At 53.4% G+C, this 14,382-nt stretch carries 13 protein-coding genes and 4 tRNA genes; 16 read left to right on the forward strand and 1 reads right to left on the reverse strand.

Annotated features, from left to right (window positions below):
- Positions 1 to 432: 432 nt before the first annotated feature.
- The 5 genes from EBA31_RS03005 to chbG all read left to right on the forward strand — a co-directional run bounded on the left by EBA31_RS03005 (position 433) and on the right by chbG (position 5,335).
- On the forward strand, positions 433 to 750 hold the full coding sequence (locus EBA31_RS03005; protein WP_020825274.1) for a PTS sugar transporter subunit IIB: 318 nt from the start codon (positions 433 to 435) through the stop codon (positions 748 to 750).
- An 11-nt stretch (positions 751 to 761) separates the two neighbouring features.
- Positions 762 to 2,123, forward strand: a complete 1,362-nt coding sequence (gene chbC, locus EBA31_RS03010) for a PTS N,N'-diacetylchitobiose transporter subunit IIC (RefSeq protein WP_020825275.1) — start codon at positions 762 to 764, stop codon at positions 2,121 to 2,123.
- Between the two features lie 48 nt (positions 2,124 to 2,171).
- The gene (locus EBA31_RS03015) at positions 2,172 to 3,557 is read left to right on the forward strand and encodes a glycoside hydrolase family 1 protein (RefSeq protein WP_122077280.1); all 1,386 of its coding nucleotides are present in this window, start codon (positions 2,172 to 2,174) and stop codon (positions 3,555 to 3,557) included.
- Positions 3,558 to 3,571: 14 nt separating this feature from the next.
- Complete coding sequence (gene chbR / locus EBA31_RS03020) at positions 3,572 to 4,420, forward strand: transcriptional regulator ChbR (protein WP_122077284.1); 849 nt, start codon at positions 3,572 to 3,574, stop codon at positions 4,418 to 4,420.
- A 153-nt stretch (positions 4,421 to 4,573) separates the two neighbouring features.
- The gene (gene chbG, locus EBA31_RS03025) at positions 4,574 to 5,335 is read left to right on the forward strand and encodes a chitin disaccharide deacetylase (protein ID WP_122077288.1); all 762 of its coding nucleotides are present in this window, start codon (positions 4,574 to 4,576) and stop codon (positions 5,333 to 5,335) included.
- A 28-nt stretch (positions 5,336 to 5,363) separates the two neighbouring features.
- Here chbG and EBA31_RS03030 read toward each other — a convergent pair whose 3' ends face one another.
- On the reverse strand, positions 5,364 to 6,758 hold the full coding sequence (locus EBA31_RS03030; RefSeq protein ID WP_122077292.1) for an MFS transporter: 1,395 nt from the start codon (positions 6,756 to 6,758) through the stop codon (positions 5,364 to 5,366).
- 250 nt (positions 6,759 to 7,008) lie between these two features.
- On the opposite strand from EBA31_RS03030, the gene pncC reads away from it, so the two are divergent.
- From pncC to EBA31_RS03085, 11 genes are all read left to right on the forward strand, one after another.
- Positions 7,009 to 7,497: a nicotinamide-nucleotide amidase gene (pncC, locus tag EBA31_RS03035; RefSeq protein ID WP_020825280.1), complete on the forward strand. Its 489-nt coding sequence runs from the start codon at positions 7,009 to 7,011 to the stop codon at positions 7,495 to 7,497.
- Between the two features lie 112 nt (positions 7,498 to 7,609).
- Positions 7,610 to 8,671: a recombinase RecA gene (recA, locus tag EBA31_RS03040; RefSeq protein WP_020825281.1), complete on the forward strand. Its 1,062-nt coding sequence runs from the start codon at positions 7,610 to 7,612 to the stop codon at positions 8,669 to 8,671.
- 64 nt (positions 8,672 to 8,735) lie between these two features.
- Entirely contained in the window at positions 8,736 to 9,248 is a 513-nt protein-coding gene (gene recX, locus EBA31_RS03045; protein ID WP_020825282.1) for a recombination regulator RecX, read from the forward strand.
- Between the two features lie 133 nt (positions 9,249 to 9,381).
- A complete protein-coding gene (gene alaS, locus EBA31_RS03050) occupies positions 9,382 to 12,009 on the forward strand; it encodes an alanine--tRNA ligase (RefSeq protein ID WP_020825283.1) in 2,628 nt (875 codons plus the stop codon).
- Positions 12,010 to 12,261: 252 nt separating this feature from the next.
- Positions 12,262 to 12,447, forward strand: coding sequence for a carbon storage regulator CsrA (gene csrA / locus EBA31_RS03055; RefSeq protein WP_004091602.1), 186 nt, complete (start codon positions 12,262 to 12,264; stop codon positions 12,445 to 12,447).
- Positions 12,448 to 12,757: 310 nt separating this feature from the next.
- Positions 12,758 to 12,850 (forward strand) — tRNA-Ser (locus EBA31_RS03060).
- Between the two features lie 3 nt (positions 12,851 to 12,853).
- A tRNA-Arg gene (locus EBA31_RS03065) sits at positions 12,854 to 12,930 on the forward strand.
- Between the two features lie 61 nt (positions 12,931 to 12,991).
- Positions 12,992 to 13,068, forward strand: a tRNA-Arg gene (locus tag EBA31_RS03070).
- Between the two features lie 52 nt (positions 13,069 to 13,120).
- Positions 13,121 to 13,197: transfer RNA gene (locus EBA31_RS03075), tRNA-Arg, on the forward strand.
- Positions 13,198 to 13,370: 173 nt separating this feature from the next.
- Positions 13,371 to 13,937: a fructose-1-phosphate/6-phosphogluconate phosphatase gene (gene yqaB, locus EBA31_RS03080; RefSeq protein ID WP_020825284.1), complete on the forward strand. Its 567-nt coding sequence runs from the start codon at positions 13,371 to 13,373 to the stop codon at positions 13,935 to 13,937.
- Positions 13,934 to 14,362, forward strand: a complete 429-nt coding sequence (locus EBA31_RS03085; RefSeq protein ID WP_041414225.1) for a YqaA family protein — start codon at positions 13,934 to 13,936, stop codon at positions 14,360 to 14,362. The genes yqaB and EBA31_RS03085 overlap by 4 nt, the downstream gene beginning before the upstream one ends.
- Positions 14,363 to 14,382: the final 20 nt, after the last annotated feature.

Here is a 14,382-nt window from a genome sequence, read left to right on the forward strand (position 1 = left end):
GTTTTTCCTTCGGTCTCGACGCCTTCCCTTGATGACCAGTTCTAATCAAGGGCGAACTATTCTGTGCTCACTTATCCCCCGTTGCACGATCCCGCGAGAAGAATAATCCATAAATACCCTGCATGTTTATAACGTATTGTTTATAATTGGTATTTGTTTATTTTGGATGAATTAATTCGGTAATTTAAGGTTATTTGTGAGCCCGGTCACACTAATTTTTTATGCAAAATGTGAAGAGGGTCAATCGGGAAGGTCAAGGAGAGACGGTTCTTTACGCCGATGGCTTACCGGTCCGCTCCGATGCCTCCGTATACTGTTCGTAACCAGGGCAGAGCAACGGAAATTTTCATAAGGAATGTGCGCGAGGCAATCGCTATTGCATCTGGCAAACAAATGACACGGGGCTTTTTTGATTATCTTGAGGGATTGGGTATGGAAAAGAAAAAAATCTATCTGTTTTGTTCTGCCGGTATGTCGACTTCTCTGCTGGTCTCAAAAATGAAGGCGCAGGCCGAGAAGTACGAAGTGCCAGTGATCATTGCAGCTTATCCCGAAGCGCTGGCAGCGGAAAAGGGCGCAGAGGCAGATTTGATCCTGCTGGGGCCGCAGATTGCCTATACGTTAGCCGAAGTACAAAAACAGCTGCCCAATAAGCCCGTCGAAGTGATCGATTCCGCTTTATACGGCAAGCTTGATGGCCTTGGGGTGTTGAAGGCCGCGGTCGCCACCATAAAAAAAGCTAACCAATAAAGGGGTCTGCCGTGAATACGTTAATTGCCTCGTTGGAAAAGGTCATACTGCCTTTTGCCGTGAAAATTGGTAAACAGCCCCATGTTAATGCCATCAAAAACGGGTTCATTCGATTAATGCCGCTGACGTTGACCGGGGCGATGTTCGTTCTGATCAACAACGTATTCCTCAGTTTCGGCGAAGGCTCGTTCTTCTTTTCATTGGGGGTACGGCTGGATGCGTCCACCATTGAAACGCTAAACAGCCTGAAGACCATCGGTGGCAGCGTTTATAACGGCACCCTGGGGATTATGTCCCTGATGACGCCCTTCTTTATCAGCATGGCTTTAGCGGAGGAGCGTAAGGTTGACCCGCTGGCGGCCGCGCTACTGGCGGTTGCCGCCTTTATGACGGTAACGCCGTTCAGCGTCGGTGAGGCTTATGCCGTCGGTGCTAACTGGCTTGGCGGCGCCAACATCATTTCCGGCATGGTGATCGGCCTGGTGGTGGCGGAGATGTTTACCTTTGTGGTGCGCCGCAACTGGGTCATCAGCCTGCCCGACAGCGTACCTTCTTCCGTGTCTCGCTCGTTCTCCGCACTGATCCCCGGATTCCTGATCCTGTCGATCATGGGCGTGATTGCCTATTGCCTGACGCTGTGGGGAACCAACTTCCACCAAATCATCATGGACAGCATCTCGGCTCCGCTGGCGAAAATGGGCAGCGTGGTCGGCTGGGTGTATGTGATGTTCTCCTCGCTGCTGTGGTTCTTCGGGGTGCATGGCTCGATGGCGCTGGCCGCGCTGGACAGCGGCATCATGACGCCATTCGCGTTGGAAAACGTAGAGCTTTACAACAAGTATGGTTCGGTCGAAGCCGCCGTTGCCGCCGGCAAAGAGTTCCATATGTGGGCGAAACCTTTCGTCGACTCTTATATCTATCTGGGCGGCACCGGGTCTACGCTGGGGCTGATTATCGCCATCTTTATCGCCTCGCGCCGTGAAGACTATCGCCAGGTCGCCAAGCTGGCTACCCCGTCGGGCATCTTCCAGATTAACGAACCTATCCTGTTCGGCCTGCCGGTAATCATGAACCCGGTGATGTTTATCCCGTTCATTCTGGTTCAACCGGTATTGACGATCATCACCACGGTGGCCTATTACACCGGAATGATTCCGCCGATCACCAACATTGCGCCCTGGACCATGCCGGTAGGCCTGGGGGCGTTCTTCAATACTAACGGCAGTATCGTCGCCATGTTGCTGAGCTTCTTCAACCTGGGCGTGGCGACCTTGATTTACCTGCCGTTTGTGATGATATCCAACAAGGCGCAGAGCCAGATCGATCAGGCTACCGAAAGCGAAGAAGACATCGCCAAGGCGCTGAAATTCTAACTGTCAGTCTGGGGCAGCCCTTGCTGCCCCGGTTTTAGGGGCGTTTGGATGAAATATCAATTTGCTGACGATTTCTGGTGGGGAAGTGCGACCTCTGCGCCGCAGTCGGAAGGGGCCTCTGCACGGGATGGCAAAAGTCAGAACATCTTCGATTACTGGTATGACATTGCGCCAGAACGCTTTCATCATCAGGTCGGTCCGTCCGAGGCATCCACCTTTTATGACCGTTTCCAGCAAGACATCCTGCTGTTAAAAAAGCTTGGGCATAACACCTTCAGAACCTCTATTTCCTGGTCACGGCTGATCCCGGACGGGGAGGGCGAGGTGAATCCGAAAGCCGTCGCTTTCTATAACGCGCTTATCGATGGCCTGCTGGCTGAGGGCATTACGCCATTTATCAACCTTTACCATTTCGACATGCCGATGTGCATGCAGCGGAAAGGCGGCTGGGAAAGCCGGGCGGTGGTGGAAGCCTATGCCCGCTATGCCAAAACCTGTTTCAGCCTGTTCGGCGATCGGGTCACTCATTGGTTTACTTTTAACGAGCCGATTGTGCCGGTCGAAGCGGGCTATCTGAATGACCTGCATTATCCTTGCGTGGTTGATTTTAAAAGGGCAGTCGCGGTGGCTTACCACAGCGTGCTGGCCCATGCCAAAGCGGTGAAGGAGTTCAGGGCGTTGGGCCACCAAGGCGCGATAGGTATTATTTTGAACCTGAGCCCGACCTATCCGCGTTCGAACAGCCAGGAAGATGGCGTGGCCGCCCATCATGCGGATCTGTTGCTGAACAAAAGCTTCCTTGATCCTGTGACCAAAGGGCGTTATCCGCAAGATTTGGTTGATTTACTGCGCGCCAATGATTTGTTGCCACAAACGGCACCGGAGGACGCACAGCTGATTGCCGACGGCGTGGTAGATATTCTGGGCGTCAATTACTATCAACCGCGCAGGGTTAAAGCGAAAGAAAGCTACCGGGCCGACGCACCCGTGACGATGCCGGAAGATCTGTTCAGCTATTACGACATGCCTGGCCGCAAGATCAATCCGCATCGGGGCTGGGAGATCTATGAAAAAGGGCTGTATGACATCCTGATGGATCTGAAGGAAAACTACGGCAACATTCCCTGCTATATTTCAGAAAATGGCATGGGCGTAGAGGGTGAAGAGGCCTTTATCGGCCCTACTGGGCGGGTGGAGGACGATTATCGAATCGACTTTATCCGCGATCATCTGAAATGGCTGCATCAGGCGCTGTCGGAGGGTTCCAACTGCAAAGGCTATCATTTGTGGACCTTTATCGACTGCTGGTCCTGGCTTAATGCCTACAAGAATCGCTACGGGTTAGTTCGGCTGGAGCGGGAGAGCCAACAGCGCACGTTGAAGAAGAGTGGCTATTGGTTTGCCGAGACGGCCCGGCAGAACGGCTTTGATTAACGGGAGCGCATGCGATGTCTGAGAACCTGGTTTCGCTGAATGCGAACGACGTTAAGCTGATTCGGGAGCAGGATTTCTTTAACTGCAAAGATTTCCATTTGTTCATTTATAACAAGGTGGAAAGCGCCACTGGGCTGCATCAGCATGACTACTATGAATTCACCATCGTCCTGAGCGGCAAATGTTATCAGGAGATCAACGGCAAGCGCGTGCTGCTGGAACGGGGCGATTTTGTTTTCATCCCCATTGGTTCGCGCCATCAGAGCTTTTATGAGTTCGGTGCCGCGAAAATCTTCAACGTGGCGGTTGGCAAGGTGTTCTTCGAAGAGAACTATTTGCAGCAGTTGCCACGCTGTTTTGTCGCCTCCCAGGCCTATAGCCTGAAGAATGAATTCCTGGATTATATCGAGTCGGTGGTGGGTTCCCCGCAGTTTCGCGAGGATGATTTTGCCGAATTCCTGGAAACGCTGACCTTTTATATCATCAGCCGCATTCGTCACTATAAGGAAGAGAGCGGCGAGGGGGACGATATCCCGCAGTGGCTGAAAAACACCCTGGCCGGCATGCATGATAAAGCCATGTTTGGTGAAAAGGCACTGCTCAATATGGTGGAGTTGTCGGGAAAAACGCAGGAGTACCTGACCCGGGCGATGCGACGCTATTACCATAAAACGCCAATGCAGGTGATCAATGAAATCCGCATCAACTTTGCCAAAACGCAGCTTGAAGTCACCAACTATTCGGTTTCGGATATTGCCTTCGACTCTGGCTATGGCGACGTGAGCCTGTTTATTAAAAACTTTAAGAGACTCACCGAAGTGACGCCGGGTAATTACCGAAAAAAGTTCTACGGCCCTGTTTAGGGCCGCTCCCGATAAGCATTAACGCCGATATTCCGAATGCCTTTCAGGCCGCCAATAGCCTGATGAAATAAATTTCTTTGCTTAAGCGAAGGGGAATTGCCGTACCTGACGGACGGTATTCCCTTGCCAAAAATTTGTTAAATGGATGCCAAAATGGAAAAGTTACTGATAGTGAATGCCGACGATTTTGGTCTGAGCAAGGGACAGAACTATGGGGTGATTGAGGCGTTTCACTATGGGGTGGTCACTTCAACCACGGCAATGGTGAATAGCCCGGACGTACAGCATGCCGCCAGCCTCAGCCGGCTTTATCCTGGGCTGAAGATCGGCCTGCATTTTGTGCTGACTCACGGGCATCCATTGACGGCCATGCCTTCGCTGGTTAACGAACGCGGAGAGCTGGGCAAGTGGTTATGGGAAAGGGCAGAGTCTGGGCTGCTGAGCATGGACGAAATCCACGATGAGTTGGTGAGCCAATACGACAGGTTCATGGCGGTGTTTGGCAAAGCGCCGACGCATATCGACAGCCATCATCACGTGCATATGCTGCCGCAGATTTACCCGCTGGTCGAGGCGTTCGCTCAGTCCCGTGCCATCCCGCTGCGTATTGGGCGTCAGGAGGTTGAACGGCAAGATATCCCATTGCGTTATGACCGCAGTACCGAGTGGTTTGATGCGGGTTTCTATGGCGAATCGATATCCGAAGCGCTGTTTTTACAGGTGCTCGATCGTGCCGATCAACGTGGTGCCAAGTCGGTGGAGATGATGTGCCACCCGGCGTTCCTGGATAACACTATTTTGGCGAGTAAATATTGCTACCCGCGGCTTGCCGAAGTGGACGTTCTGACTTCGCCAGGCATGAAAAACGCCATCGCGGAACGCGGTTACCGTCTGGGATCTTTCCTCGATCTGTAGCCAGCCCATCGTATACAGCGATGGCCGCTTAAAGCATTGAATGGGCCTTTTTCAATCCGGTATCTTCATCAGGATCGGCTCCCTGCGGAACAGGGGGCTCCGCTTCTTCCTCGTCCGACGCATCGCTGGCCTGCGGCTCTATCGGATCGGGAGCCGCCTCCGGTGGCGGCATGGTGTCGTGGATAATCTGTTCATCAAAGGTTGGGTTCAGCGCCGGAGAGAGCGGCGAACTGGTCAGGCTGTCCGGCAGGGGAATGTGCGGTAATGGCGCATCCTGCACAAACTGCGATTCGTCTTGTTTTACCGTCCGGCTGAAGGCCACCAGCAGCACACCACACAGTGCAAAGAAGGCATACAGCGTATTCCCACCCAGCGGCTCTATCAGCGCGCCGACCGCCAGGGGGCCGACACTGGCACCCACGCCGAAGGCCATCAGCAAACAGGCGGCTAACGAGACGCGCCGCTCCGGCTCTATCAAATCGTTTGCCAGGGCAACCACCAAGGGATAGAGCGTAAACTGCAGCATGCTGACGATAAAGCCCACCACCAATAGCACTGGGAAATCAATGTGCGGTACCAATGCCAACGGCAGCGCGGCTACGATCAATAAAATGGCGTTGATGCGCATCAACAGCGTACGGTTATAGCGATCCGACAGCCAGCTAAGCGGGAATTGCGCCACCAGCCCGGCGAAGATCGATATCGCCATAAACAAGCCGGTCTGCTGGGTGGTCAGTGCCTGCATGCTGGCATAGACCGGGGCCAGCCCGTAGAAAGATCCCACTACCATGCCGATGACCAGCGTGGTCGCCAGCACCTTGGGGATGGCGCCGATAAAATAGCGTAGCTCCATCGGTGCCGGTGACATATGGCGTGCATTGGTGCGGGTAGTCAGGGCGATAGGCACCAGGCAGAGCGCAAAGCACAGGGCGATCACCAGCAAAGTGGTAATACCTAGGTTGGCCTGCAGCATCAGCACCACCTGGCCTAACGACATGCCCAAATAGGTAGCCGCCATATAGAAGCCGAACACCATCCCGCGCTGATTGGATTCCGACTGATCGTTAAGCCAGCTTTCCAGCACCATGAACTGACACATCATGCACAGGCCGATAATCAGCCGCAGCACCACCCACACGGGGATGTATTCCGTCAGGCCATGTCCCAGCACCGCCGCGGTAATAATGCCGGCGCAGGAAACGTAAGCGCGGATATGGCCGACACGAGCAATCAGAAAATGGCCGACCTTGCCGCCGATCACCAAACCGATGTAGTTGGCGGCAATAATCGCGCCGATCAACGCGCCGGTCACGTGAATAGACGTTAAACGCAGGGAGATGTAGGTGGTGAGTAACCCTGAACCCAGCAGCATCAGCAGGGTGGTGGTATACAACGGAAAGAAGACGCCTAACGTTTTTTTCACTCTATCATCCTAATCTTTTATCCTGGTTTGCCATGGGCTGGCCATGCCGGCGGCAAAAACAACCCTGTGAGATCCCTCGTGAGAAAACGCCGCTCATTAACCCGAACGTTACATTCGATACTAGCAGTTTGGGTTAAGGCTTAACACCGCATCGCCTGCGAAGCGTCGCGCATTTCTGTCATCGCCGCGTCAGATAAGCTTGATAAATGCTACTATCGGGCGCATATACCTGATTCGCTAAGGAGAGGTTATGAGTGAACAGCAACTGCGTAAACTCAGCGTTGCAGTAGGGGAAAAACTGAAGGCTAATGGCCAGTGGATCACCTGTGCAGAATCTTGCACCGGGGGGGCTATCGCCAAGGCCATCACCGATATTGCCGGCAGTTCCGCTTATTTCGATCGTGGTTTTGTCACCTACAGCAATACGGCGAAGCATGAGCTTCTAGGCGTGGCGGAAGCGACCCTGAATGCCCATGGCGCCGTAAGCGAAGAGGTGGTGCGCGAGATGGCTCAGGGGGCTCTGCATGCGGCTCGGGCCAACCTGGCGCTGTCGGTTAGCGGCATTGCCGGACCGGACGGTGGCAGCGTGGAAAAACCGGTGGGTACGGTCTGGTTTGGTTTTGCCGAATCCTCAGGACGCGTGCTGGCGCAAAAGATGCAATTTTCCGGCGATCGTGATGCAGTGCGGCTTCAGGCGACAATTTTCGCGCTGCAAACCGCCCTTGACGAATTTTTGTGAAATTAGGCTTGATACTGTATGACCATACAGTATAATTAGTGACATTTCCTGCACAACATACATTCAGTGGCAGTGTGGGGTAACACCGACATTGCGTAACGAAGGAGCAACAATGGCTATTGATGAGAACAAGCAAAAGGCGCTAGCTGCGGCACTGGGCCAGATTGAGAAACAGTTCGGCAAAGGCTCCATCATGCGTCTGGGTGAAGACCGTTCTATGGACGTAGAAACGATCTCTACCGGCTCGCTGTCACTTGATATCGCACTGGGTGCAGGCGGCCTGCCAATGGGCCGTATCGTTGAAATTTATGGTCCGGAATCTTCCGGTAAAACCACCCTGACGCTGCAGGTTATCGCTGCGGCGCAGCGCGAAGGTAAAACCTGTGCCTTTATCGATGCAGAGCACGCGCTGGATCCGATTTATGCGAAGAAGCTGGGTGTTGATATCGACAACCTGCTGTGTTCTCAGCCGGACACCGGTGAGCAGGCGTTGGAAATCTGTGATGCCTTAACCCGTTCTGGCGCGGTTGACGTGATTATCGTTGACTCCGTGGCGGCCTTGACGCCGAAAGCGGAAATCGAAGGTGAAATCGGTGACTCACACATGGGTCTGGCGGCACGTATGATGAGCCAGGCGATGCGTAAGCTGGCTGGTAACCTGAAAAACGCCAACACCCTGCTGATCTTCATCAACCAGATCCGTATGAAAATCGGTGTGATGTTCGGTAACCCTGAAACCACCACTGGCGGTAACGCACTGAAGTTCTACGCATCAGTCCGTCTGGATATCCGCCGTATCGGCGCGGTGAAAGAAGGCGATGAAGTCGTCGGCAGTGAAACCCGCGTGAAAGTCGTCAAAAACAAAATTGCTGCGCCGTTCAAACAGGCCGAATTCCAAATCCTGTACGGCGAAGGTATCAACAGCCGCGGCGAACTGGTCGATCTGGGCGTGAAGCACAAGATGATCGAGAAAGCCGGTGCCTGGTACAGCTACAACGGCGATAAAATCGGTCAGGGTAAGGCAAATGCCTGTAACTTCCTGAAAGAAAACCCGGCGGTTGCCGCTGAGTTGGACAAGAAACTGCGTGACCTGCTGCTGCACAGCAACGGTGAACTGGTTGCGGCAACTGACGAAGGCTTCGATGACGAAGCTGAAACCAGCGAAGAGTTTTAATCGCTGCTGACGCCTGTGAATGCCGTTATGGGTTTACGGGCGTCGACTACATCAGGCTTGAATAATGAATGACTTGCTAAGCCGCGCCATGCGCCTGCTGTCGCAACGCGATCATAGTGAAGCTGAACTGCGCCGCAAGCTTGCGGCGCAGCCATTTATGGCGAAAGCCAGATTTGGCACCAAAACGCCTACCTCCTCCACACCTGCTCCGTCTTCCGAAGAACCGATTGATCCTGCCGTTATCGAACAGGTGATTGCCTATTGCTATCAGCATAATTGGTTGGACGATCAACGCTTTGCCCGCAGCTATATCGGTAGCCGCAGCCGTAAAGGTTACGGTGCGCAGCGTATCCGCTCGGAACTGATGCAAAAGGGCGTAGACAAAGAGCTGACGCAAACTGCCCTGGCAGACTGTGATATCGACTGGTGTGAGCAGGCTAAACAGGTTGCGCAGCGTAAATTTGGCGACAAACTGCCAACTGACTGGAAAGAGAAAGCCAAAGTTCAGCGTTATCTGCTCTATCGTGGCTTCTTCCAGGAAGAAATTCAGTCAATTTACCGTGATTTTGCGCAATGAACGCACACGGGGTTTTACTTCCCCTTGAAGAAAATTTATCTTATCCCCACTTTTTGTTCGTGAGTTAGATGCCATCGTCAGGATGTCGCGTATCTTGCTCACGTGTCGTTATTCTAGCCTTTCCGGGAAAATTATGAGCAAGAGCACCGCTGAGATCCGTCAAGCGTTTCTCGATTTCTTTCATAGTAAGGGCCACCAGGTTGTAGCAAGCAGCTCCCTGGTGCCTAACAATGATCCGACATTGCTGTTTACCAATGCCGGCATGAACCAATTTAAAGATGTTTTCCTGGGGCTGGACAAGCGCGCCTATTCCCGAGCCACCACCTCACAACGTTGCGTACGTGCAGGCGGTAAGCATAACGATCTGGAGAACGTCGGTTATACCGCACGTCACCATACCTTCTTCGAAATGCTGGGCAACTTCAGTTTCGGCGACTATTTCAAACATGACGCTATCAGCTTCGCCTGGGAACTGTTGACCGGTGAAAACTGGTTTAACCTGCCTAAAGAAAGGCTGTGGGTGACCGTCTATGAAACCGATGACGAAGCTTTCGACATCTGGCAGAAGCAGATTGGTGTGCCGGCAGAGCGCATTATCCGTATTGGCGACAATAAAGGCGCGGCTTTTGCCTCTGACAACTTCTGGCAGATGGGCGATACCGGCCCGTGCGGTCCGTGCACCGAGATTTTCTACGATCATGGCGATCATATCTGGGGTGGCCCTCCGGGCAGTCCGGAAGAAGACGGCGATCGTTACATTGAGATCTGGAACATCGTTTTCATGCAGTTCAACCGTCAATCCGACGGCACCATGCTGCCGCTGCCAAAACCTTCGGTAGATACCGGTATGGGTCTGGAGCGTATTGCGGCAGTCCTGCAACACGTGAACTCCAACTATGAAATCGACTTGTTCAGCACGCTGATCGCTGCAGTGGCCAAGGTGACAGGCGCGGCAGATTTGAATAACAAATCTTTGCGCGTTATCGCTGACCACATCCGCTCCTGTGCTTTCCTGGTGTCCGATGGCGTGACGCCGTCAAACGAAGGCCGTGGTTACGTGCTGCGCCGCATCATTCGCCGCGCTGTTCGCCACGGCAATATGCTGGGCGCGAAAGACAGCTTCTTCTACAAGCTGGTTGCTCCGTTGATCGAAGTGATGGGGCCGGCCGCTGACGAACTGAAGCGTCAACAGTCTTTGGTTGAACAGGTACTGAAAACTGAAGAAGATCAGTTTGCTCGCACCCTGGAGCGTGGTTTGACGCTGCTGGACGAAGAACTGGCTAACCTGCAGGGCGATACCCTGGATGGCGAAACAGCCTTCCGTCTTTACGACACCTACGGTTTCCCGGTCGATCTGACGGCGGACGTGTGCCGTGAACGTGGCCTGAAAGTGGATGAAGCCGGTTTTGAACTGGCGATGGAAGCGCAGCGTCGTCGTGCACGTGAGTCCAGCGGTTTCGGCGCAGACTACAACAGCATGATCCGCGTTGATGGCGCCAGCCAGTTCTGCGGCTATGACCACGAGCAGCAGCAATCAACCGTGATCGCGCTGTTCCGCGACGGTCAGTCGGTCAATGAGATCCACGCCGGTGAAGAAGCCGTAGTGGTACTGGATGAAACTCCGTTCTACGGTGAATCCGGTGGCCAGGTTGGCGATAAAGGCGTGCTGAAAGCCGCTGGCGCCGATTTTGAAGTGAGCGATACCCAGAAATACGGCCAGGCCATCGGTCATCAGGGCAAGCTGTCTCAAGGTTCCTTGAAAGTGAACGATCGCGTTGATGCGCAGATCGATACCGTTCGCCGCAATCGCATCCGTCTGAATCACTCCGCTACCCACCTGCTGCACGCTGCACTGCGTCAGACGCTGGGTGAGCATGTGGCGCAGAAGGGATCGTTGGTTAACGATAAATACCTGCGTTTCGATTTCTCGCATTTCGAAGCGATGAAGCCGGAGCAGATCCGCATTGTAGAAGACTTGGTGAACCAGCAGATACGTCGCAACCTGCCGGTACAAACCGAAGTCATGGCGCTGGATGATGCCAAAGAGAAGGGCGCTATGGCGCTGTTCGGTGAGAAGTACGACGATAACGTGCGCGTACTGACCATGGGCGACTTCTCGACCGAACTGTGCGGCGGCACTCATGCCAGCCGTACCGGTGACATCGGTCTGTTCCGCATTCTGAGCGAGTCAGGTACCGCTGCGGGTATTCGTCGTATTGAAGCCGTCACCGGCGAAGGTGCGATTGCTACCCTGCATCAGCAAAATGATTTGTTGCAGGACGTTGCGCACCTGGTGAAAGGGGATAGCAACAACCTGACGGACAAAGTGCGTGCGGTACTCGATCGCACTCGCGCGTTGGAAAAAGAACTGCAGCAGTTGAAGGATCAGCAGGCGGCGCAGGAGAGCGCTTCATTGTCCAGCAAGGCCAAAATGGTTAACGGCGTCCCGCTGTTGGTCAGCAAGCTTGATAACGTCGAGCCAAAAATGTTGCGTACCATGGTTGATGATCTGAAAAATCAACTGGGTTCCGCAATTATCGTGCTGGCTACCACGGCCGATGATAAGGTGAGCCTGATTGCCGGCGTGACCAAAGATCTGACCGACCGGGTTAAAGCCGGCGAGTTGATCGGCAACGTGGCGCAGCAGGTTGGCGGCAAAGGGGGCGGACGCCCTGATATGGCGCAGGCAGGCGGGACAGACGTCAGTGCCCTGCCGGCGGCACTAGACAGCGTAGAAGCCTGGGTGGCCTCGAAACTGTGAATATAAATAAATAGCACTTACAAACGCCATAACTCATTGTTGATTATGGCGTTTTTAAACTGTGCTAACACAATTTGGTTACAATTACGGGAACAAAGTTTTTCAGGTCGGCTAAACTTATCATTATCTGAGGTGAGACCAAGTCTGCTTACACTTATTGTGGGTTACATGACTTACGTTTTCACAGCATATGATGGATAATGACGGGGAAACTGAGAGACCCGACTCTTTTAATCTTTCAAGGAGCAAAGAATGTTAATTCTGACTCGTCGAGTTGGTGAAACCCTCATGATTGGCGATGAGGTCACGGTCACAGTGCTAGGGGTCAAGGGCAACCAGGTTCGTATTGGTGTGAATGCCCCCAAAGAGGTGTCAGTTCACCGCGAAGAAATCTATCAGCGCATTCAGGCAGAGAAGTCTCAACAGACGACTTACTGATTTCGAAGCAGCGTCTCGTTGCTCAGCGAGACGCTACTGCGCTTTTTTGTGCCTATCACCGTTCCTTTCCTGACTTCTCCGATTAAATCTTTTTGCTGCCTCCCTGACTTTGTTTGCTATTTCGCTATGGTTGCCTGTTGATAAAACACTCTTTTTGCCGTGAAATCGCCCATGTTGAGTGTGAATTGTGCAAACGCGCATGAGTTGGGAAAAATTGTTTGACTTAAAAGTCGGAGAAAGTAATATGTGCGCCACGCAGTGCCGATGAGCTTCTCCAAAGCAAGTTAGGCACAATTCGAAAGAAGCGTATGGTGAGGTGGCCGAGAGGCTGAAGGCGCTCCCCTGCTAAGGGAGTATGCGGTCAAAAGCTGCATCCGGGGTTCGAATCCCCGCCTCACCGCCATTTGCATCCATAGCTCAGCTGGATAGAGTACTCGGCTACGAACCGAGCGGTCGGAGGTTCGAATCCTCCTGGATGCACCATATTTTGCAGTATGGTGGGGTAGTAACAACGTACCATACGGTATCAAAAAAGAATTCCTGTGCATCCATAGCTCAGCTGGATAGAGTACTCGGCTACGAACCGAGCGGTCGGAGGTTCGAATCCTCCTGGATGCACCATTCTTTCTGTCGAACTTGTTTCTTCAAGCAGACAAACCAAAAAATTAGTAATGCATCCATAGCTCAGCTGGATAGAGTACTCGGCTACGAACCGAGCGGTCGGAGGTTCGAATCCTCCTGGATGCACCATCTAAAGAAAAACCCGCTTCGGCGGGTTTTTCGCTTTCTGGCCCCGAACATAGATTATTGAACCCCCGGTCCTTCACTCTCACGCACAGCACATTCCGCTATTACGCGATCAGCGACAACCTTCCGGCTTTACGCTAAAGTAGTTTTCTTTCCTCAACGATCATGGAGTAACGATGTACGACCGCTATCAGGGTCTTATTTTCGACATGGACGGCACCATTCTCGATACCGAGCCGACGCATCGCAAGGCGTGGCACGAGGTGCTGTCCCGTTACGGTATGACGTTTGATGAGGCGGCGATGGTGGCATTGAGCGGTTCTCCGACCTGGCGCATTGCCCAGGCGATCCTTGCCAGTCATCAAGCCGATCTCGATCCCCATCAGTTGGCTGCAGAGAAAACCCGCGCGGTAGAAGCGATGCTGTTGGACAGCGTGCGCCCATTGCCGTTAATCGAGGTGGTCAAAGCTTATCATGGTCGCCGTCCAATGGCGGTGGGCACCGGCAGTGAGCATCGCATGGCAGAAACCCTGCTGCGCCATCTGGGCCTGTTCCACTGCTTCGATGCGATTGTGGGTGCCGATGACGTGCAACGCCACAAGCCGGAACCGGATACCTTCCTGCGCTGCGCCGAACTGATAGGTGTGCCGCCGGAGAAATGCGTGGTGTTTGAAGACGCAGACTTCGGTATCCAGGCAGCGAAAAGCGCCAATATGGCCGTGGTAGACGTCCGTACGCTGTGAGTAGTACGCTGGCCGTCATGTCGTTATTCGGTAGCAGCTTTCTCAGTGCGACGTTGCTGCCGGGAAATTCAGAAATTGTTTTGGTTGCCTTGCTGACCAACAGCCGTGTCTCACCAGAGTTGCTGGTGTTGGCCGCGACGTTGGGAAATACCCTTGGCGGGCTGACCAATGTCATTATCGGGCGTCTGTTACCGGCGTTGAAACCGCAGCGAGGGCTGGATACAGCGCTCGGGTGGATGCAACGCTTTGGCCCGGCTGCGCTGTTGCTCAGTTGGGTACCGGTAGTGGGCGATTTGTTGTGCGTGTTGGCAGGCTGGCTGCGCATGCCCTGGGGCCCTGTCGCGCTGTTTCTGTGTATCGGAAAGGCGCTGCGTTACATCATTTTGACTATGATAACGTTACAGGGAATGGCCTGGTGGCATTAACGACGTGAATATAACTCAAT

Source organism: Serratia sp. P2ACOL2, assembly GCF_003691565.1.
GTDB classification, from domain to species: Bacteria; Pseudomonadota; Gammaproteobacteria; order Enterobacterales; family Enterobacteriaceae; genus Serratia; species Serratia liquefaciens.